The following is a 20245-nucleotide window of genomic DNA, read 5'->3' as shown; positions in this document are numbered from 1 at the left end:
TTGCCGCGGGCAGCTGCGCTGCTTTGCTTTTCTGTGGGAGCGAGCCTGCTCGCGAAGGCGGCCTGACAGCCGACCTGATTCTTGGATATACACCGTCCCTTGGCGTTTAGAACACGTCGGGCGGCTAGGGTGTTGTGGCCGTCGAGCCGACAAGCCACGGCGAAATTGCGCGCGTTGATCGATCATTTGTCCACGCGGCTTTTTCCTGATGGCCATGACCGGTAAAGTTGTAACCGATTCTTGACACTATTCCATGCGCCATGGGGCGGCGATCTGTTGCACAATACGCCCCGGACTGTTTTCCCTCAGGATGTTCAATGTTGATTTCCACTCCCATGCGTGTTGTCGGGCTGGCGCTTTTGTTGACTGCGGTGGCCGGTTGTTCGAAGGACAAGCCGATCTATGAGCATGAGAACTTCGATGACTCCGGCACCTTTTCGCGCAATTATCCGGTAACCGACACCGCCAGTTGCGAAGCGGCCCGGCGCGCGTTGCTCAGTCAGGGCTACATCATTACCAGCAGTGATCCGAAGCTGGTCAGCGGTCACAAGAGCTTCCAGCAGACCGGCGAGACCCATCTCGAGATCAGCTTCAACGTGGTCTGCGCCGAAGATGGCAGCGCCGGGCATCATGCGACGGTGTTCGCCAACGCCTTGCAGGATCGTTATGCGTTGAAGAAGACCAACAACTCGGCCAGCCTCGGGGTTGGTGTGTTGGGCTCGGTGTCGATGCCGATCGGCTCCTCGGATGATTCGATGGTCAAGGTCGCCAGTGAGACGGTCACGGCGCAGAAGTTCTACGAGCGTTTCTTCACACTGGTGGAGCAGTTCCTGCCCGCCGATGCGAAGAAAGCGGCGCATATCGAAGAAAAACCGAAAACCGACCTCGGCGTGCCAGAACCAAAAGCCGCGCCTGCACCTGCTCCTCTGGCGCCTGCAGCGGAACCGGCAGCAACGCCAGCGCCGGCTGCAGAACCTGCACCAGCCCCGGCTGAAACCGCACCAGTGAGTTCCGAGCCGGTGGTACCGCCAGCGGAGTCGACGCCGATTACGCCGGCGCCAGCGCCCGTGGAAGAGCCCGCGCCGGCCAGCGAAACCATCACGCCACCGACCAACCCGGATATTCCTCCACCGTCCGAGCCGATTCCGGCGATGCCAGCGTCGGGCCAATAAGAAACCAAGCGAGACCCTGTGGGAGCGAGCCTGCTCGCGAAGGCGGTGTATCAGTCGACAGATGATCAGACTGAAATACCGCCTTCGCGAGCAGGCTCGCTCCCACAGTGGTTTTCGGGTTGGCTTAAGATCTGGTTACATACCTGCGACATCAGCGCCGCGATAAATCCCCAACCGCCTGCTACGTTTTATTCATGAAGGTCGCGTTTCACTTTTCCTTCATACGGGCACTTTATGCTCGGGGCACAGGTCGATTGATCAGGCCATTTTCATAGCGAGTAGTTGGGGGATTTATACGATGGATGAGTATCAGGAAGAACTGCTCGAATACCAGGCCTTTGAACTGGATCAACCAGAACCGGCTGACGACGCGACGGAGCTCTGAGCTTCAGGCTCCCGAGCGGTAATTTCGTCGGGATTCGCCGGGCGTCTGCCCGCTCCAGCGTTTGAATGCACGCTGGAAGGCTTCGGCTGAGGCAAAGCCCAGCAGGTAGGCGATCTCGCCGAACGCCAGTTCGGTGTCGCGGATGTAGGTCATCGCCAAATCGCGGCGTGTGTCATTGAGGATCGCGCGAAATTGCGTGCCTTCCTCTGCTAGTTTGCGCCGCAGGGTCCAGGTCGGCAGTTTCAGGCGTGCCGCGACTTCCTCAAGATCCGGCTCGCGGCCGCCGTTGAGCAACGGGCCGAGCAACTGAGTGATGCGCTCGCGCAAACTGCGGGTGCGGGTCAGTTGTTCCAGCTCCCGCTCGCACAATTGCAGCAGATGTCGCCAGGTGCTCGGGCAATGTTCGGGATTGCGCAGGGCAAGGCTGTTCAGGCTCAGGCGCAGCTGATTGCGTTCGGCGCTGAACTGGATCGGGCAGTCGCCAAGCATTGTGTAGGCTTCGCGGTAATCCGGCGCTTCGAATTCGATTTCGATTCTCTCGGCCCGCAACGTTTCGCCGCACAGGCTCGACAACTGATGCAGCCAGCCGGCGAGGATCGAGTCGACCACGAAGCGGTTATAGGCGTTGTACGGGCTGATCGAGTAGAAGCGCAGCCACGCACCGTTGGCGTCTTCGTGGAAACTGGACTGCCCGCGATAGTTGGAACCGTATAGCGGTTCGAAGCGCGTCAGGCAGCGGGCCGCTTCGCGCACGGTGGGTGCTTGCGCGGCGGTGATGCCGGCCAGCCCAGCCTGATTCAAGCGGATCATCCGGCCCATGCGCAGGCCCAGGGCCGGATCGCCGGTCAGTTGAATCGCCGCATGGCCCAGGCGCATGTAACGCGGGATCGACAAGCGTGCCCCGGCCTCGGCCAGTCGCGCGGCATCGAGGCCGTATTGCTCGAGCAGAGGCAGCGGATCGGCGTCGTGGCTGCGCACGGCGTCGGCCAGACTGTGGACGAAGCCCACCGACAGATCCCCGAGGCGCATCGGCTGCGGCTTCATGGTTTACAGCCAGACGTTCAGCAAGCGCGCACCACGGGCCTCGCCATCGGCGAACTGCTGGCCGTTGCTGCTGAGAAAGCTTGTGCCGGTACTCGGCTTGTCCCAGAACTGCCCGCGCATGAACACACTCATGCCGGCAATCGCGTGGCTGCTCGGTGGTTGTGCGGTGAGGGTCAGTCGGTGCCAGGCCTGACCTTCACTGAGGTCGCCGGGCTTGAGGCTGACCGAGCCCGGCGTGCTCGAACCCTTGTAGCCACGCCATGGCTTGTCCCATGCGCCTTGGCCGATAACCTGCGCCGGCACCGCCACCAGTTGCGCGCCTTGCTCATCGAGGGTGCGGTAGTTGGCGGGGTACCAGCTGTCACTGCCGATCAGGATGCCCAGGCGTCCGGCCGGGGTATCGACGACCTGTATGGCGTGTTTGTCTTCGGCCTGAATCACACCTTGCTGATCAAAGATCGGATGCATCTGCCGCTGCGGCTGGCCCAACGGTACGCCGTCGCGACCAAATACCACGCTGCTGTTGAACAGGGCGCCGCTGCCGGGCTTGAGCCGGCCGTCGCGGATGCTTGGCTCCGGCAGCACGATGGAGCCGGCCACCAGGGTGACCTGGAACTCCTTGGCCAGACCGCCGAACAGCGCCTGGTAATCCTTGGCCATGGCCTTCGCTTTCATCCGCAGATAAGCGTCATCCAGACGTTGCTCGCCCTTGGCCCGCAGCCAGGCACGGGCAAACAGCAGTGGATTGCTCGCCGCCAGCCAGTTCATTGCCTCCGCCAGCGTTGGCGCCTGATACAACTCGTCTTTCTCGCCGCTGATCATCAGCCAGGTGCCGACGTGCTCGGGCAACACCACCACGGTTTTTTCGTTGAGCAAGCCCTGATCGCGGGCCTGCTGCAGATACGCCGCGAGTTTGCGGTGCAGGCGTGCGGAGCTTTGGTAATCGGTGGGGAACAGTTCGGGCTGAATGCCGAGCAGATTGCCACGGTCGGCGGGCGTGCCCTGATTGACGGCGAGCTTGATGCGCAGGTCCGACAGGTAATGTCCCGCCGGCCGGTCTGCCGCCCACATGGCGTAGGTGGTCAGGGCGGCAACGAGGGCCATGGAGAAAAACAGATACAGAAGTTTGCGCATGAAAACCAACAACAGCCGGGTACAGAGTGTGGCGCCTAGGGTAGGGCCCATGGCCCTGATTGCCAAGGGGCGCTGCGCATTTGGATCAATAACTTGTCAGTTACGGTCATTGAGTGACAGCGGTGCGACTCTTAGTCTGTCGAACATGACTGACGGGGGACGCAGAGCTCCCGCAACTTTTCCGTGATCGCTCGTTGTGGAGTTACCGATGACCGCCGCTCATTACCCGCATTTGCTGGCCCCGCTGGACCTGGGATTCACCACGCTGCGCAACCGTACCCTGATGGGCTCGATGCACACTGGCCTTGAAGAAAAGCCGGGCGGCTTCGAGCGCATGGCGGCGTACTTCGCCGAACGTGCCCGTGGCGGTGTCGGCCTGATGGTCACCGGCGGCATCGGCCCGAATGACGAGGGCGGCGTGTATTCCGGCGCGGCCAAGCTCACAACTGAAGAAGAGGCGCTCAAGCACCGCATCGTCACCCGCGCGGTGCACGAGGCGGGTGGCAAGATCTGCATGCAGATTCTTCACGCCGGGCGTTACGCCTACAGCCCGAAACAAGTAGCACCGAGCGCGATTCAGGCGCCGATCAACCCGTTCAAGCCCAAAGAGCTGGACGAAGAGGGCATCGAAAAGCAGATCAGCGATTTCGTCACCTGCTCGGTATTGGCGCAAACCGCCGAATACGACGGCGTCGAGATCATGGGCTCGGAAGGTTACTTCATTAACCAGTTCCTCGCCGCGCACACGAATCACCGCACCGACCGCTGGGGTGGCAGCTACGAAAACCGCATGCGCCTGCCGGTAGAAATTGTCCGTCGTGTGCGCGAAGCGGTCGGGCCGAATTTCATCATCATCTTCCGCCTGTCGATGCTCGATCTGGTCGAAGGTGGCAGCACCTGGGATGAAATCGTCATGCTGGCCAAAGCCATCGAACAGGCGGGCGCGACCATCATCAACACCGGTATCGGCTGGCACGAAGCGCGGATTCCGACCATCGCCACCAAGGTTCCGCGTGCAGCGTTCAGCAAGGTCACGGCCAAGTTGCGCGGCTCTGTGAGTATTCCGCTGATCACCACCAACCGCATCAATACCCCGGAAATTGCCGAGCAGATTCTTGCTGAAGGCGATGCCGACATGGTCTCCATGGCCCGACCATTCCTCGCCGATCCGGACTTCGTCAACAAGGCCGCCGCAGGGCGTGCCGACGAAATCAACACCTGCATCGGCTGCAACCAGGCGTGCCTCGACCACACCTTTGGCGGCAAGCTCACCAGTTGCCTGGTCAACCCGCGTGCCTGCCACGAAACCGAACTCAATTACCTGCCTGTGCAGCAGATCAAGAAAATCGCCGTGGTCGGTGCCGGCCCTGCCGGTTTGTCCGCCGCCACCGTGGCCGCCGAGCGCGGTCATCAGGTGACGCTGTTCGATTCGGCCAGCGAGATCGGTGGCCAGTTCAACATCGCCAAGCGCGTACCGGGCAAGGAAGAGTTTTTCGAAACCCTGCGCTACTTCAACCGCAAGCTGCAAACGACGAATGTCGAGGTGTGCCTGAACACCCGTGTCGACGTGGCCAAGTTGGTTGAGGGCGGTTACGACGAGATCATCCTAGCCACCGGTATCGCCCCGCGCGTGCCGGCGATTCCGGGCGTCGAGAATGCCAAGGTCCTGAGTTATCTGGATGTGATCCTCGAGCGCAAGCCGGTCGGCAAGCGTGTCGCGGTGATCGGTGCGGGCGGGATCGGTTTCGATGTCTCGGAATTTCTCGTTCATCAAGGCGTGGCCACCAGTCTGGATCGCGCGGCGTTCTGGAAGGAATGGGGCATCGACACGCAACTGGAGGCCCGTGGTGGTGTGGCGGGAATCAAAGCGGCACCGCATGCGCCGGCCCGTGAGGTGTTCCTGTTGCAGCGCAAGAAAACCAAGGTCGGCGACGGTCTGGGCAAAACCACCGGCTGGATTCATCGCACCGGTCTGAAGAACAAGCAGGTGCAGATGCTCAACAGCGTCGAATACCTGAGCATCGATGACCAAGGCTTGCACATTCGCATCGGCGAAAGCGGTGAGCCGCAACTGCTGGCGGTGGACAACATCGTGATCTGTGCGGGGCAGGATCCGTTGCGTGAATTGCACGATGGTCTGGTTGAAGCCGGGCAGAACGTACACTTGATCGGCGGCGCGGATGTCGCGGCGGAGCTGGACGCCAAGCGCGCGATCAATCAGGGTTCGCGGCTGGCGGCTGAGTTGTAAGCGCACCGCATCACCTGTGGGAGCGAGCCTGCTCGCGAAAGCGGAGCGTCAGCTATGAGGATTTCGCCTGACACGACGCCTTCGCGAGCAGGTTCGCTTGCAAACAGCAGGTTTTTTGCCACTGCTGTTAAGATGCCGGCTCTGCAGACAGAGCCGGCATTTATGCTTTTGCCTCCCCCCGACTGGCTAGCCCAAGCCCCCCTCGAACCGCTCCGTCTAGGCTGGCTGGCAGACGCCGGCATCGAGGTCGCGATCCTGCGCCTGGACCGCATCGACCCGCTGATCAGCGGCAACAAGTGGTTCAAACTCGTTGAACATCTCAAAGCCGCCGAGCGTGCCGGCGCCGAGGGCATCATCAGCCTTGGCGGTGCGCATTCCAATCACCTGCACGCGCTGGCGGCGGCGGGCAAGCGGCTGGGATTCAAAACCGTGGGACTGCTGCGCGGGCACCCGCAGGACACGCCGACAGTGCGGGATTTGCAAACGTTCGGCATGCAGTTGCATTGGCTCGGTTACGCCGGCTACCGCGCGCGGCACGAAGCGGGATTCTGGGTGCCATGGCAAGCGCAATTTCCTACGCTGCATGCGGTGCCCGAGGGCGGTGGTGGACTGGCCGGCGCCTTGGGTTGCGCAGCGATCAGGCAGCAGGCCGAAGAGCAATTGGCCAAGCTGGGCTGGAATGATTTCGACGCCTGGTGGCTGGCCTGTGGCACCGGCACGACACTGGCCGGACTGGCGCTCGCCGAGCAAGGCAAGCGCGTGGTGTACGGTGCTCTGGCAGTGCCGGATGATCACGGCGTAGCGCCGAACATCGAGTCGATCCTCGCGCACGCCACCGAGCCTGCGGCTGACTATCAACTGATCGATGCCAGCCGTGGTGGTTTCGCCAAAGTTGACCAGGCGTTGCTGACCTTCATCGATCAGACCGAGCAAACCAGCGGCATCCCTTTGGAACCGCTGTACACCGGCAAGGCCTTGCTGGCGCTCAAGCAGCATGTCGAGTCAGGCGAATTCGCGGTCGGCACGCGTCTGGTCTTTGCCCACACGGGTGGCCTGCAGGGACGGCGCGGATTTGCAGCGATGTAGCCGATGGTCGCGATCAATACATGCCAACCTGCGGCGTGATGATATTTGCAATCAATCGAAGTGCGAGTTTTACGGTTTATGACTTCTGTTTATTGAAAGTTATTGTTGTACGTTGGTCTGTGCAGCGTAACTCTATGTTGTTTATATCTTGTGGTTTCTTTTGGTTTGAATAGTTGGTTGTGCGTGATTATTGTCGGGTCGGCTCTTTAGTTTGTTATTAAAGATCAAAACTATATTTATCAATTTGAGTGTGAATATGAAAAGTCCGATCTCGAAGCCTCGCCCTATTACCACTACGTCAAAGCCGGTAACAACAAAGCCAGTTGCGCCAACCAAACCAGTTGCGCCAACCAAGCCAGTAATTCCAACCAAACCAGTGGCGCCGACCAAGCCGGTAGCGCCGACCAAGCCAGTGGCGCCGACCAAGCCAGTTGCGCCAACCAAGCCAGTGGCCCCGACCAAGCCGGTAGCGCCGACCAAGCCAGTGGCGCCAACCAAGCCGGTAGCGCCAACTAAGCCAGTGGCGCCAACCAAACCAGTGGCCCCGGTTGACACCAAGCGTCCGCCAATGCCATGGCCGACCCTTAACATCAACATCGATCCTGTGGCCTTGATAACGCTGATTCAAACAATTGGTGCGAAAGTCAATGTCGATGGCTCCACCACACTGCCTGACGGCAGCGTAGTCGCTGTAGATAAAACTTCGATCAAGCGTCCCGACGGCATCATTCAATATGAAGACGGCCGGGTAGAGTATCCGGACGGGCGAATCGTCTGGCCGGATAATACCGTTGAATATCCGGATGGCCGTATTGTCTGGGAAGATGGAACTGAACAATTGCCGGACGGAAGTGTTAAACATCCCGATGGTCTTGCGTACGATGCGCAAGGTAACCTTATTTCCGAATAAGTCATAACCAAGCGATGTCTTCATTCAAGGCCGTGCAAAAAAAACACCGCTGATTACCATCAGCGGTGTTTTAGTTTTCCAGCCTCAGGCGTTTTGCGGCATCTCACCGTTGGCCAGACGCTTGTTGATGTCGGCGATCACTTTCGGCAGATCGCTGATGGTGTCGATCATGTAATGCGGCCGCGAATCTGCGAACAGCGCGTGGATGCGCTTGCGCTCGCTGGCCAGTTCATCGCTGCCCAGCGCGCGGAAACCCTCATAATCCAGACCCAGCGCGTTGCCCGAGCAAATCAGCGCAACCGTCCACATGCCGGCCCGGCGGCCTTCGAGAATGCCCGGCACGGTGTCGTCGATCTTCACGCACGCTGCAACATCGTCGATGCCCAGAGCGATCACGTTGGCCAACGCTTGCGCCGGCCATGGACGACCGTTTGGCACTTCGTCGGTGGCGACCACGTGGTCGGCGACGTAGCCGTTGCTGGCGGCGAGTTCGACGACTTTGTCCATGACTGCTTTCGGGTAGCCGGAGCAGGAACCGATCTTGATGCCTTGCGCGCGCAGTTGGGCGATGGCGTCCAGCGCGCCGGGAATCAGGGCCGAGTGCTCGGCGATTTTCTCGATCTGCAACGGCATGAAGCGGTTGTAGATAGCGGTGACGTCATCGTCGGTCGGCGTGCGACCGAACACCTTGCGATAACGCTCGGCCACTTGCGGCTGATCACAGAGGGTGCGGATGTGGTCCCACTTGCCCATGCCCATCGGCCCACGGGCTTCTTCGATCGATACCTGGACATCGAACTCGGCGAAGGCTTCGACGAAGATCTGCGTCGGCGCGAACGAGCCGAAATCGACCACGGTACCGGCCCAGTCGAGGATCGCGGCTTGCAGCTTGCTTGGATTGGTGTAGTTCATGGCGTGAATTCCTGATTTGAATATGAGATCAAAATGTGGGAGCGAGCCTGCTCGCGAAAGCGGTCTGACATCAGCCTATGTGTCGCCTGGGACGACGCTTTCGCGAGCAGGCTCGCTCCCACAGGGGATTTGAGGTGAGGCTCAGATGTCGAGCACTTCCATCTCGCGCAGCACTTCACCCACTGCTGCTACGGCCTTGCGCATTTCGTCCGGGGTGACGTGGCCAATGCAGCCGACGCGGAATGTTTCGACCTGGGTCAGTTTGCCGGGGTAGAGGATGTAACCCTTGGCCTTGACCCGCTCATAGAAGTCCTTGAACTGGTAGCGCGGATCCTGCGGCGCATGGAAAGTCGCGATGATCGGCGCCTGAATCGCCGCCGGCAGGAAGCTGCGCAAACCGAGCTTGTTCATCTCTTCCATCAGCGCCTGACAGTTCGCCGCATACCGCGCATGCCGCGCTGGCAGGCCGCCTTCTTCGCTGTATTGCAGTAGCGCTTCGTGCAGCGCCGCGACCACATGGGTGGGCGGGGTGAAGCGCCATTGCCCGGTTTTCATCATGTAGGCGTGCTGGTCGTACAGGTCCATCGCCAGCGAGTGCGAGTTACCGGCAGATGCGGCCAGAGATTCCTTGCGGGCGAAGACAAAACCCATCCCCGGTACGCCTTCCAGGCACTTGCCGGAGGCTGCGATCAGCGCGTCGAACGGTACTTTTTGCGCATCCACGGGCAATGCGCCGAATGAGCTCATGGCGTCGATGATCAGACGTTTGCCATGTTGCGCAACGACCTCGGCGATCTCGGCCAGCGGATTGAGAATGCCGGTGCTGGTTTCGCAGTGGATCAGCGCCACGTGGGTGATGTCAGCGTCGGCGCGGAGCAAGCGGTCGACGTCGGCGGCGGTGGTCGGTTCGTCTTCGGCGGTTTCGAAGGTGCTGAACGACCGGCCGAGCACTTCGCAGATCTTCGCCAGACGCTTGCCATACGCGCCATTGATCAGCACGAGGATTTTGCCGTCGCGCGGCACCAACGTGCCGATCGCCGCTTCGACAGCGAAGGTGCCGCTGCCCTGTAACGGTACGCAATGGTGGCTGGCGGCGCCGTTGAGGATGGCCAGTAATTGCTCGCACAGGCTGGCGGTCAGCTGGTTGAAGCGGTCATCCCACGAACCCCAGTCGACCATCATGGCCTGACGGGTGCGGGCCGAAGTGGTCAACGGGCCGGGAGTGAGCAGAATCGGTGCGGCGGTACTCATTCGTGTGTCCTCGCGAAAACGCTGTGGGATGAAGCTACGGGGCCTACGTTGCAATTCGCCGTTGCATCAATCAAATTGTTTGTTGTTATGCCAGCCATCAGTGAAGGTTATCCATGAATCTGTTTCAGCTGCGCGCCTTCGATGCCGTGGCCCGCGAAGGCAGCTTCACCCGCGCGGCTGCGCGGTTGTTCATCAGCCAGCCAGCGGTCACCGGACACATCAAGGCACTGGAAGAGCATTACCAGATCACCTTGCTGCGGCGCACCGCGCGACGGGTGGAACTGACCGAGGAGGGCACCAAACTGGCAGCGATCACCCGCGCCATGTTCGGCCTGGCGGAAGAAGCGCAGACGCTGCTCGAGGCCAATCGGCAATTGTTGACCGGGCGTCTGGAGGTGGCGGCGGATGGGCCGCACATGGTCATGCCGATGCTGGCGAGCCTGCGCGCACGCTATCCGGGCATCACCGTCAACCTGCGTCTGGGCAACGCGCAGGAAACCCTGGCGGCGCTGTTGTCGGAACACGCCGATGTCGCGGTGCTGACCGAGGTCGAGCCGCGCAAGGGCCTGCATCTGCAAGCGCTGAGCGAATCGCGGATCTGCGCGCTGGTGCCGGCGGGGCATCGCTGGGCGAATCGCTCAGGCGAAGTGAAACTCAAGGAGCTGGATCAAGTGATCATGGTCCTGCGCGAGCCGACTTCGATTACCCGGCGCACGTTTGACCAGGCGTGTATGCAGGCGTCGATTCAGCCGCGGGTGTTGCTGGAGCTGGACAGTCGCGAGGCGGTGACCGAAGCGGTCGCGGCCGAGTTGGGGGTCGGTGTGGTGTCATCGGTGGAGGTCAGTCATGACCCGCGCGTGGTGGCGGTCCCGATTGGCGGGGAAGGGCTGGTGAACCGGCACATGATTGGCTGCATGGAGCGCCGGCGCGAGTTGCGCCTGATTCAGGCGTTTTTTGATCTGGCGCCAGCCGCACCGTGATCGTTCCCACGCTCTGCGTGGGAACGCAGCCCGGGACGCTCTGCGTCCCATCCAAAGCCGAACGCGGAGCGTCCGTTGAGGCATTCCCACGCAGAGCGTGGGAACGATCAGGACAGGGAGTGAGTCAGGTCAGGCTCTCGCGAACCATATCGAGAAACGTCGCCACCACCCGCCGCGAACTCTGTTCGCGCAAGCACACCAGGGTTTCGGTCAGGCGCCTCGTGCAGTCGGTGATCGGCAACGCGCAGACCCGTGAGTCGGCGCCGAACTCCGCCGCTGAAACCACACCAACTCCGATCCCCACCACCACGGCTTCGCGCGCCGCTTCCCGACCTTCAACCTGAATTGCCGGGCGAATGCGCAAGCCCGCTCGAGCCATTTCCTCTTCCAGGGTCTGCCGGGTTACTGAACCGATCTCACGCAGCACCAGTGGCGTGTCATCCAGATCGGCCAGACAGATCGATTCGCGCTCGGCCCACGGATGATTGCGCGAAACGAACGCCACCATCGGATCGTTGCGCAACGGCACGCACAGCAAGCGTTCATCGGTCACGTCGCGGCCGAGCAGCGCCAGATCGGCCTGATAGTTGAACAGGCGAAACAGCGATTCATCGGTATTGCCGGTTTCGATTTTCACGCTGATGCCCGGGTAGCGTTCGCAGAACCGTGCGATCTGCGGCAACACGTGGATCGGCGCGTCCACCGCGAGAATCAGGCTGCCGGTCTGCAGGGCCTGGGATTCCTGCAGCAATTCCTGCGCTTCGGCTTCGATCACGAACAGGCGCTGGGTGATCGCCAGCAGGCGCTCGCCCAGGTCGGTCAGGCGCACGGAACGTTTATTGCGGTGAAACAGCAGCACGCCGAAGCGTTCTTCGAGTTTGCGTACCTGGTCGGAAATCGCTGGTTGCGTCAGATAAAGCCGCTCGGCGGCGCGGGTGAAGCTGCCATGGACGGCCACCGCGTGGAACGCTTTGAGTTGGGCGTGAGAGACGGACATGGTGGCTCCAGTAACAAGCTCAGCTTATGTGTGAAATACGATAAATCGATTTTATTTATTAAACAGTAATTGCTTTGATCGGCTCACGCCATCGCTGACTGTTCGGTCGAACAGCAGCGCCGGCCCATGAGCCTGTGCGTGCAACAGCAGACTCATCTGACCGCTATCGCCGAAGGGAAGGGGCGGTAACGCAGTGCTCAACAATAAAAAACACAGGCGTTTTTCTTAATCGATTCTGCCGGCACACTCACACCCTGAGGTCAGAACCACCATGAACAAGCACATCGGCACCCTGGCGCGTTGGCGCGTGCAGATCTTCGCTATTACCTGGCTCGCGTACGCCGCGTTCTACTTCACCCGCAAAGCCTTTTCGGTAGCCAAACTGGGCATCGCCGAGGACCCTGATTTCACCCTCGACAAAATGGCCATGGCCAACCTCGACGCGATCTATCTGGCGGCGTATGCCCTCGGACAGTTCACTTGGGGCATGCTCGCCGATCGCTTCGGTCCAAGAGTCGTCGTGCTTGGCGGTTTGCTGATATCCGCCGCTGCGGCGCTGGTGATGGGCAGTTTCGCTACATTGCCGATCTTCGCCACGTGCATGTTGATTCAAGGTTTGGCGCAGTCCACTGGCTGGTCCGGGCTGTGTAAAAATCTTGGCAGCTTCTTCCCGTCCGAGCAGCGCGGGCGGGTGCTCGGCTTGTGGAGTTCCTGTTACGCGTTTGGTGGTCTGGTCGCCTCGCCGTTCGCCGGCTGGTGGGCCTACACGCTGGTCGGCACCTGGCACGCGGCATTCATTTCCAGCGCGGCGGTGGTCGCGGTGGTCGCCGTGCTGTTCTTTATCTTCCAGCGCAACAAACCGGAAGACGTCGGCTTGCCGGCGGTGGAGCCCGAGCCGGAACTGACCGCCGAAGAAGCCGCAGCCAACAGCAAACTCAGCGTCTGGGAGCCGTTGAAGGAAATCCTGCGCAACCGCACGGTGCTGGTGCTGGGCCTGGCGTATTTCCTGCTGAAACCGGCGCGCTACGCGATTCTGTTGTGGGGCCCTGTGATTGTTTTCGAACAGATGCCCAGTGTCGGCAAGGTCGGCGCGGCGATCATTCCCACCGCGTTTGAACTGGCCGGATTGCTCGGGCCGATCATGATCGGCCTGGCCTCGGACAAACTGTTCGGCGCCCGACGCATGCCGGCCTGCGTGCTGAGTCTGCTGGCGCTGACCGTGACGCTGGCGCTGTTCATGGCTGCGCTGAACACCGGCAGCGTGTTGCTCGTTGTCGCGTTGCTGTTCGTCATGGGCCTGACGTTGTACGGCCCGGACTCGATGATCAGCGGTGCGGCGGCCATCGATTTCGGCAAGGCCAAGGCCGGTGCCACCGCCGCCGGTTTCGTCAACGGCTGCGGCTCCGTTGGCGCGGTGCTCGGCGGTTTGCTGCCGGGCTACTTCGACTCGGTGACGGTGTTTATCGTCTTCGCCGGATGCGCGCTGTTCTCGGCGCTGGTGCTGATTCCGCACTGGAACAGTCGGCCGGTCGGCGTGATGGAGCCGCGCGCGGCGATCCCCAACTGCCCGCTGAGCGTCAAACCGCTGCGTTCCTGAAACCCTTCGCCCCGTGGCCTGCTGCGCGGTGCGCGGCAGGCTGCGTCGTGGCTTTCTGACTGGAGATTTCCCATGCGACCGTTCTGGCTCGAGCAAGCCTTGCAGGCCGACCCATCCGAGCAGTGTCCACCGCTGCAAGGCGAGGTGCGCACGGATGTGTGCATCGTTGGCGGTGGTTACACCGGATTGTGGACGGCGATCATGCTCAAGCAGCAAAACCCGGAGCTGGAGGTGCTGCTGATCGAAGCAGACATCTGCGGTGCCGGCGCCAGTGGCCGTAACGGTGGTTGCGCACTGTCATGGTCGGCCAAGTATTTCACCCTGGAGCGCTTGTTCGGCGTCGAAGAAGCGGTGCGTCTGGTCGGGGAATCGGAGCGCAGCATCCATGCGATCGGCGAGTTCTGCGAGCAGTACGGCGTCGATGCCGACTACCGCCTCGACGGCACGCTGTACACCGCGACCAATCGCGCCCAGGTCGGCGCAACTGATGCGGTGATCGCGGCGCTGGAGCGTAATGGCATCAACTCGTTCAGCCAGCGCCCGCTTGCCGATGTGCAGCGCATGGCTGGCTCAGCAAAACATCTGGAGGGCTGGTTTTCCCCGGCGGCTGCCAGCGTGCAACCGGGCAAACTGGTACGCGGTCTGCGCCGGGTGGCGCTGCAATTGGGCGTGAAGATACATGAAGGCACGGCGATGACCGGGCTGGAAGAGGGCCGCCCGGCACGCATCCACACACCCAGCGGCAAGGTCATCGCCGACCGCGTGGTGCTGGCGATGAATGCGTGGATGGCCCGCGCGTTTCCTCAGTTCGAGCGCAGTGTGGCGATTGTTTCCAGTGACATGCTGATCACCGAACCGCGCCCGGACCTGCTGCAGCAAATCGGTTTGACCAGCGGCGTCAGCGTCCTCGATTCGCGGATTTTCGTGCATTACTACCACAACACCCCGGACGGCCGGATCATGCTCGGCAAGGGCGGCAACACCTTCGCCTATGGCGGGCGGATGCTGCCGGTGTTCGATCAGCCGTCGCCTTATGTCGGATTGCTCAAGCGCAGTCTCGCGGATTTTTTCCCGGCGTTCGCCGAGGTCAAAATCGACGCGACGTGGAACGGCCCGTCGGATCGTTCAGTGACCGGTTTGCCGTTTTTCGGCCAGATGAGCTCGGCGGGCAGCGTGTTTTACGGCTTCGGTTATTCCGGCAGCGGCGTCGGCCCGTGTCATATGGGCGGGCAGATTCTCGCCGCGCTGGTGCAGGGCCTGGATAACCCGTGGACCCGTTCGCCGCTGGTCAACGGGCCGCTGGGTTATTTCCCGCCGGAACCGATTCGCTACCTCGGCTCGCTGATGGTGCGCAACGCCATCCGCCGCAAGGAGCGCGCCGAAGATCACGGGCGCCGGCCTCGGCATCTGGACGTGCGCCTGGCCAAGTTCGCGGCGGCGGCGGGCAAGGCGGACAAAGGCTGAGGCGCCGATCAATGCTCGGCGCGGTGCCTCAGCCAGTCGAGCAACAGGCTGTCGCGCGCGGGTTCTGATTCGCGCTCCGGCGGCTGGCGTGCGTGGCTGAGGCACAGGATCGGTCGGTCCGGATCACTGTCGAGGAAACTCACCCACACTTCACTGCCGGCACGCGGTAATTGATCGACCGCGACGGGGCCGCTGAACCGGCTCATGGCGATCGGCAGCCACAGGGCGTCGCTGGCGGATTTATCCGCAGACGGCCACAGGCTTACAGCGAGGCAGCCGTTTTCGTCCACTTGCGCAGGTTGCCCAGGCGCACCCGCGACTTTCGCCAAGTGATAACCGGCAATATTCGGGCGAGCTTGTTTGAGTGGCGGACGGAAGTCGGTCGACCAGGGCTGCGCAGTGAAGTCGTTGTGATAACGCTGAACGCTTGGCGTCGGATCAAGGATCGAAGGGTGCTGCCCTTGGTGGCGCACGGCGCATATCAGCCATTGTTCGTTGAAATGATGAATCGGATGGTCGGCCACAAGCAGCAGTCGGCCACTGAGCAAATCGCTGCAATCACTGCGCCCGTGAATGGAGCGCAACTGGCAGCGCTGGCGTTGCAGATGGCGCCGGCTGCGCTGTTCGGCGTGCAGACGTTCCGGCGATCGCGCGGGCATCGGCAACTCGGTCGAGACCTCGTTGGCGGCTTCGGCATTGCCGGTTGGCTGACCGCGATTGCGCACCGCATGCAGCATCGGCACCGGCGCCGCGCGATGTTGTTGATAGAGTGCGCTGACGCAGGGCGATGGGGGTTGCTCATCAGCATTGAAAGGGATTTCAACCGGTTCCTGGGGCAGGCTCAGGCTGTCGTCGGCGAACACCACGACGTGTCCGTGCGGCCCGTGTTCGAAGTGATAGTGGATGCCTTCTTCTTCGCATAGCCGCTGCAGCAGGGCCAGATCGCTTTCTTCGTACTGAATGCAAAACGCCCGCGGCGGGTAGTGACCGACGCTCATTTCAATGCGGTAGCTGTGCGCTGGCAGGGCATGTTCTTCGAGCAGTTGCTGGATGATTTGCGGCGTACTCAGGTGAGTAAACACGCGGCGCTTGTGCGTTTGCGCCAGTTGCTGCAGATGCGGCACCAGAATCAGTCGATAGCCGACCCGATGGGTCCCGCGATGTTCGCAACTGGCGCTGGAAATGACGCCGTGGAACCCGTGCTGCTCACTGAGCCGCAAAAAGGCTGGCCTGTGCAGGAAGGATCCCGGGACGATGGCCGGGGCCAGTGCGAGCAGTTCGATGTCGAAACGGTAAGGCTGGTTCAGCGCTTCCTCGCCGCGAAAACGCACCACCGGCAGGCGCAATCCGCTGTCGGTCAGCGTAAGGGTGAATGGACTTTCCTTGTCATTGAGCATTCGAGCAGGCCCTGTCAGGCGATACGGGGTTTCAAGGGTACGAAACCGTCGGCCTGAATGGTCATGTCAAAGGCGCTTTTCAGAATCCCCCTACATGCTTTGGTGAAGATGTCGATTCCGTCGGCTGTTTTTTTGGTCGATTGCCGACTTTAGGCCGTATAAACTTGCCGCCACGCGTCGGCCAATAGATGTCTCGGCGCCACAGATCAAGAGAGTGAGTAATGGGCGCACAGTGGAAGGTTAAACACAAAGAAGCGGCAGCCAACGCCAAAGGGAAGATCTTCGGCAAACTGGTGAAGGAAATCACCATTGCTGCACGCAACGGTGCCGATACCGCCACCAACGCACACCTGCGTCTGGTGGTCGAGCAGGCGAAGAAAGCCTCGATGCCAAAAGAAACCCTCGATCGCGCGATCAAGAAAGGCGCCGGTCTGCTGGGTGAAACCGTGCAATACCATCGCGTGACCTACGAAGGCTTCGCCCCGCATCAGGTGCCGCTGATCGTCGAATGCGTCACCGACAACATCAACCGCACCGTCGCGGAAATCCGCGTGGCGTTCCGCAAGGGCCAGTTGGGCGCTTCCGGTTCGGTGGCGTGGATGTTCAACCACGTCGGCATGATCGAAGCCTCGCCGGACAGCCCGGATGCCGATCCGGAAATGGCTGCGATCGAAGCCGGTGCCCAGGATTTCGAGCCGGGTGAAGAGGGCGCGACGCTGTTCCTCACCGACCCGACCGACCTCGACGCCGTGCAGAAAGCTCTGCCGGAACAAGGCTTCACCGTGCTCTCGGCCAAGCTCGGCTACCAGCCGAAGAACCCTGTCAGCGGCTTGAGCGACGAGCAGATGGCTGAAGTCGAAGCGTTCCTCGAAGGCCTCGACAACCATGATGACGTGCAGGACATGTTCGTCGGTCTGGCTGGCTGATCTGTCGCGCCAGTAATGACCTCTTCGCAAGCAGGCTCGCTCCCACACTGGAATGTATTGCAACTGTGGGAGCGAGCCTGCTGGCGATTGACCGTGCAGCGGTCACAGATTCTCCAGCACCTCAATGACTTCGCTGAACCCCGGCCGCCCCAGCACATCGGCCTGACAGCAACGTCGTTCCAGCGCCTGCAGTTGCGCGCGCCGCTCCGTACTCAATCCTGAGTCGACACGCTCCAGCAATTCCCCCAACAACACACCGAACGCACGGACTTCCAGGCGCTGCAATGCGCGCGTCTGCACATCATCGCCGGTGGCATGAAACGAGGCCGCGCCGAAATCCCCCAGCAGACAATCGCCGCGATCGTTCAACAGAATGTTGTGGCCATACAGATCGCCGTGGGTGATGCCTTGGCGGTGCAGGTGCTCGGCCGCTGAGGCGATGCCTTTGGCGACGCGCAGGGCAACGTCGGCGGAGAACTGGCGATCTTCGGCGTAAACATCCCGCGAGCACGAGTCCAGGCTGGGCAAACCGGCGAGATTGCCGAAGCTCGGATCAATCAGTTGCATTACCAGCCCCTGCTGTTGATCGGGATGGCCGCTGATGCGCCCTTCGACGCGGATCAGGTTCGGGTGCAGGCCTGCGGTGATGCAAGCGTTCATCTCATGCAACGGCGAGCCGTCGCTGGTCATCTCGCCTTTGTAGAGCTTCACTGCAACCGCCTGCGCCGTGCCGTCGTCGCGCTGCCAGACTGCCTTGGAAATCACCCCGGAAGCGCCTTCGCCCAGTTGCTGCTCCAGGCGCAGCGCCGACCAGTCGATCAGCGGCGTGGCCTCAAGGGCAGCGGCATCGGCTTCGGTCTCCAGCGGATTGCCGGCGTAGGCCAGCCAGGTCAGGCTCGGCAAGGTCAGCAACCACTGCGGCAGTTCGCTGAGTTGGTTGGCAGCGATGCGCAGCAATTCCAGCCGATGGCAGTGGCGCAGGGAGTCTGGCAGCGTTTGCAGCCGATTGCCGGCGAGCATGAGCTTCTGCAGAGCGGGGCGTTCACCGAGTTCGCTGGGCAGGCTTTCGATGCGGTTATCGGTGAGGATCAGCCAGCGCAGCTGCGGCGGCAGGGCGGCACCGGGCACATTGACGATGCGGTTGGCCTTGAAGCCGACCATGGTCAGCGCGGTGCACTGGCCGAGGCAGGCCGGCAGTTCGCTGAACTGGTTGTCGGAGCAGAACAGCACGCGCAGGCGGGTCAGGCGATGCAGGTCGTCCGGCAGGCTGCTCAGCGCGTTGCCGCTGAGGTTGAGCACTTCCAGCGTCTCGGCCAGTTGGAAAATTTCGTTGGGGAATTCGGTCAGCCCGCAGGACAGGTCGAGGCGGGTGATGCCTGACAGTTCGCCGGCGCGCAGTTGAGCAAGGGTGTGCATGTCTGGTTTCGCTATTGATCGGTGGAGCGACGCGGGGGGCGCTGGAATGGGCGACATGATAGCGGTAAAGCGGATGCTGAACGGATTTTGAGTTGTCCCGGGACCTTGTGGGAGCGAGCAGGCTCGCTCCCACAGGGCTCGCTCTCACAGGGTAGGGAGTCAGTTGGGAGCGTGAATTTCCTGCAACTGCCCCAACCGGCTGCGCGTGCGCGCCAGGTCAATGGCCTGACCTTCCAGGCTCTGGCCCAGCGGCAACCGGCCGAGCAGGGTCAGGTGTTTGTCCTGATCGTAGAGCACGTCGATCAGATTGATGAAGCGCTGCTGCACGGCGATCGGACATTCGCCGAGCTGCGGCAGGTCATCGATGATCCACTGGTCGAAACGCTGGCACAGTTGCAGATAATCCATCACTGCCGTTGGCTGTTCACACAGGTCGTTGAAGGTGAAAGCGACTCGCCGGCCTTGGCAAAAACGGGCCTGAAGCTGGCGCTTGCCAACTTCGAGGGCAAGGGCAGGCGCGTCGGCTGGTGGCAGGTCCAGTGTCTGACGTTGAGCTGCCGTCGCCGGCCATACGTAATGTCCTTGGGTAAACACTTGATGCGTGTGTTGGCGGTTGAGTGCGCGGTAGTCGTGGGCGCCACCGACTTCCATCACTTGCATGCGCGTGTTGATCAGCTCGATCACCGGTTTGAAGCGCGCGTGATACAGCGGATTAGGCAGCAGGCCCTCGGGTGCATAGTTGGAGGTCACCAGCAGCATGATCTGCCGTTTGAACAGGGCCTTGAACAGCCGCGTGATCAGCATCGCGTCGCCGATGTCGTGCACATGGAATTCGTCGAAACACAGCACCTGGCAATCTTCCAGCAACTCATCCAGGGTGATTTCCAGCGCGTCTTCCTCCAAGCGATGACGGAACATGCCGTCGTGCAACCGAGCGAAGAACTGATGGAAATGCAGGCGGCGTTTACGCGGGATGGGTAGTGCCTGGAAGAAACCGTCGAGCAACCAGCTCTTACCGCGCCCGACGGCGCCGTACAGGTACAGACTCGGCGGGGTGTGGCCGCTGTCGCCGAGCAGCACGCTGGCTTGCTGCGCCATGCAGTCGATGACTTGCTGCTGACTGCGGCTGAGGGTGTAGCCCTGGCTTTTGGCCTTGTCACGGAAATAATCGCGGATGGTCGCAGCGTGGGCATCGTGGCCGGCGCTGGCGGGCAGGCCTTTGCCGAACAGGCGGCGCAGCAACGGCCAGCGTTGGCTCAGTCGTGATCGTTTCGGCGTTCGGGCGGGCACGCGGGACAGGCTCCTGGTTTCTCAGACCGGCTCCAC

General features: G+C 61.6%; 16 protein-coding genes and 1 pseudogene. 9 read left to right on the top strand and 8 right to left on the bottom strand.

Annotation, left to right across the window (positions count from 1 at the left end; genetic code table 11):
- Positions 1 to 129: 129 nt before the first annotated feature.
- Together D8U71_RS28725 and D8U71_RS28175 are read left to right on the top strand one after the other, a co-directional pair.
- Positions 130 to 225, top strand: a pseudogene (locus D8U71_RS28725) (LysR family transcriptional regulator); the annotation flags it as partial.
- Positions 226 to 317: 92 nt separating this feature from the next.
- A complete protein-coding gene (locus D8U71_RS28175; protein ID WP_130889203.1) occupies positions 318 to 1172 on the top strand; it encodes a DUF2242 domain-containing protein in 855 nt (284 codons plus the stop codon).
- 388 nt (positions 1173 to 1560) lie between these two features.
- On the opposite strand, the gene D8U71_RS28165 is transcribed toward D8U71_RS28175, so the two are convergent.
- The gene (locus D8U71_RS28165; RefSeq protein ID WP_130889201.1) at positions 1561 to 2601 is read right to left on the bottom strand and encodes an AraC family transcriptional regulator; all 1041 of its coding nucleotides are present in this window, start codon (positions 2599 to 2601) and stop codon (positions 1561 to 1563) included.
- 3 nt (positions 2602 to 2604) lie between these two features.
- The gene (locus tag D8U71_RS28160; RefSeq protein WP_122612106.1) at positions 2605 to 3735 is read right to left on the bottom strand and encodes a nitrilase-related carbon-nitrogen hydrolase; all 1131 of its coding nucleotides are present in this window, start codon (positions 3733 to 3735) and stop codon (positions 2605 to 2607) included.
- Positions 3736 to 3943: 208 nt separating this feature from the next.
- Between D8U71_RS28160 and D8U71_RS28155 the strand changes: the two genes are divergently transcribed.
- The 3 genes from D8U71_RS28155 to D8U71_RS28785 all read left to right on the top strand — a co-directional run bounded on the left by D8U71_RS28155 (position 3944) and on the right by D8U71_RS28785 (position 7979).
- Entirely contained in the window at positions 3944 to 5983 is a 2040-nt protein-coding gene (locus D8U71_RS28155) for an NADPH-dependent 2,4-dienoyl-CoA reductase (RefSeq protein ID WP_123442093.1), read from the top strand.
- 162 nt (positions 5984 to 6145) lie between these two features.
- Complete coding sequence (locus tag D8U71_RS28150; protein ID WP_130889200.1) at positions 6146 to 7069, top strand: pyridoxal-phosphate dependent enzyme; 924 nt, start codon at positions 6146 to 6148, stop codon at positions 7067 to 7069.
- Positions 7070 to 7280: 211 nt separating this feature from the next.
- The gene (locus D8U71_RS28785) at positions 7281 to 7979 is read left to right on the top strand and encodes a hypothetical protein (protein ID WP_277751624.1); all 699 of its coding nucleotides are present in this window, start codon (positions 7281 to 7283) and stop codon (positions 7977 to 7979) included.
- An 84-nt stretch (positions 7980 to 8063) separates the two neighbouring features.
- Here the strand turns inward: D8U71_RS28785 and phnX are convergent, their stop codons facing one another.
- Complete coding sequence (gene phnX, locus D8U71_RS28135) at positions 8064 to 8891, bottom strand: phosphonoacetaldehyde hydrolase (RefSeq protein ID WP_130889198.1); 828 nt, start codon at positions 8889 to 8891, stop codon at positions 8064 to 8066.
- Positions 8892 to 9032: 141 nt separating this feature from the next.
- Complete coding sequence (locus D8U71_RS28130; RefSeq protein ID WP_125927382.1) at positions 9033 to 10142, bottom strand: 2-aminoethylphosphonate--pyruvate transaminase; 1110 nt, start codon at positions 10140 to 10142, stop codon at positions 9033 to 9035.
- A 113-nt stretch (positions 10143 to 10255) separates the two neighbouring features.
- Between D8U71_RS28130 and D8U71_RS28125 the strand changes: the two genes are divergently transcribed.
- On the top strand, positions 10256 to 11122 hold the full coding sequence (locus D8U71_RS28125) for a LysR substrate-binding domain-containing protein (RefSeq protein ID WP_125927383.1): 867 nt from the start codon (positions 10256 to 10258) through the stop codon (positions 11120 to 11122).
- Positions 11123 to 11246: 124 nt separating this feature from the next.
- Here the strand turns inward: D8U71_RS28125 and D8U71_RS28120 are convergent, their stop codons facing one another.
- Positions 11247 to 12119 carry a LysR family transcriptional regulator gene (locus D8U71_RS28120; protein ID WP_024013451.1) on the bottom strand — a complete coding sequence of 291 codons (873 nt, stop codon included), beginning with the start codon at positions 12117 to 12119 and terminating at the stop codon, positions 11247 to 11249.
- A gap of 271 nt (positions 12120 to 12390) precedes the next feature.
- Here D8U71_RS28120 and D8U71_RS28115 point away from each other — a divergent pair, with 271 nt between their 5' ends.
- Together D8U71_RS28115 and D8U71_RS28110 are read left to right on the top strand one after the other, a co-directional pair.
- Positions 12391 to 13716, top strand: coding sequence for an MFS transporter (locus D8U71_RS28115; RefSeq protein ID WP_024013450.1), 1326 nt, complete (start codon positions 12391 to 12393; stop codon positions 13714 to 13716).
- A 72-nt stretch (positions 13717 to 13788) separates the two neighbouring features.
- Positions 13789 to 15180, top strand: a complete 1392-nt coding sequence (locus tag D8U71_RS28110) for an FAD-dependent oxidoreductase (protein ID WP_130889197.1) — start codon at positions 13789 to 13791, stop codon at positions 15178 to 15180.
- 8 nt (positions 15181 to 15188) lie between these two features.
- On the opposite strand, the gene tssI is transcribed toward D8U71_RS28110, so the two are convergent.
- Positions 15189 to 16577 (bottom strand): type VI secretion system tip protein TssI/VgrG, encoded by a 1389-nt coding sequence (gene tssI, locus D8U71_RS28105; RefSeq protein ID WP_130889196.1) that lies wholly within the window; start codon positions 16575 to 16577, stop codon positions 15189 to 15191.
- A 221-nt stretch (positions 16578 to 16798) separates the two neighbouring features.
- Here tssI and D8U71_RS28100 point away from each other — a divergent pair, with 221 nt between their 5' ends.
- Positions 16799 to 17503, top strand: a complete 705-nt coding sequence (locus D8U71_RS28100) for a YebC/PmpR family DNA-binding transcriptional regulator (RefSeq protein ID WP_073471330.1) — start codon at positions 16799 to 16801, stop codon at positions 17501 to 17503.
- A 102-nt stretch (positions 17504 to 17605) separates the two neighbouring features.
- Here the strand turns inward: D8U71_RS28100 and D8U71_RS28095 are convergent, their stop codons facing one another.
- On the bottom strand, positions 17606 to 18919 hold the full coding sequence (locus D8U71_RS28095; protein WP_130889195.1) for a protein kinase: 1314 nt from the start codon (positions 18917 to 18919) through the stop codon (positions 17606 to 17608).
- A gap of 159 nt (positions 18920 to 19078) precedes the next feature.
- A complete protein-coding gene (gene zapE / locus D8U71_RS28090; RefSeq protein WP_130889194.1) occupies positions 19079 to 20209 on the bottom strand; it encodes a cell division protein ZapE in 1131 nt (376 codons plus the stop codon).
- Between the last annotated feature and the right edge of the window lie 36 nt (positions 20210 to 20245).

The organism is Pseudomonas sp. Sample_21 (assembly GCF_004307525.1).
GTDB classification, from domain to species: Bacteria; Pseudomonadota; Gammaproteobacteria; order Pseudomonadales; family Pseudomonadaceae; genus Aquipseudomonas; species Aquipseudomonas atacamensis.
The sequence above is the reverse complement of the archived record's forward strand: the minus strand, read 5'-3'. Positions and strand labels throughout refer to the sequence as shown.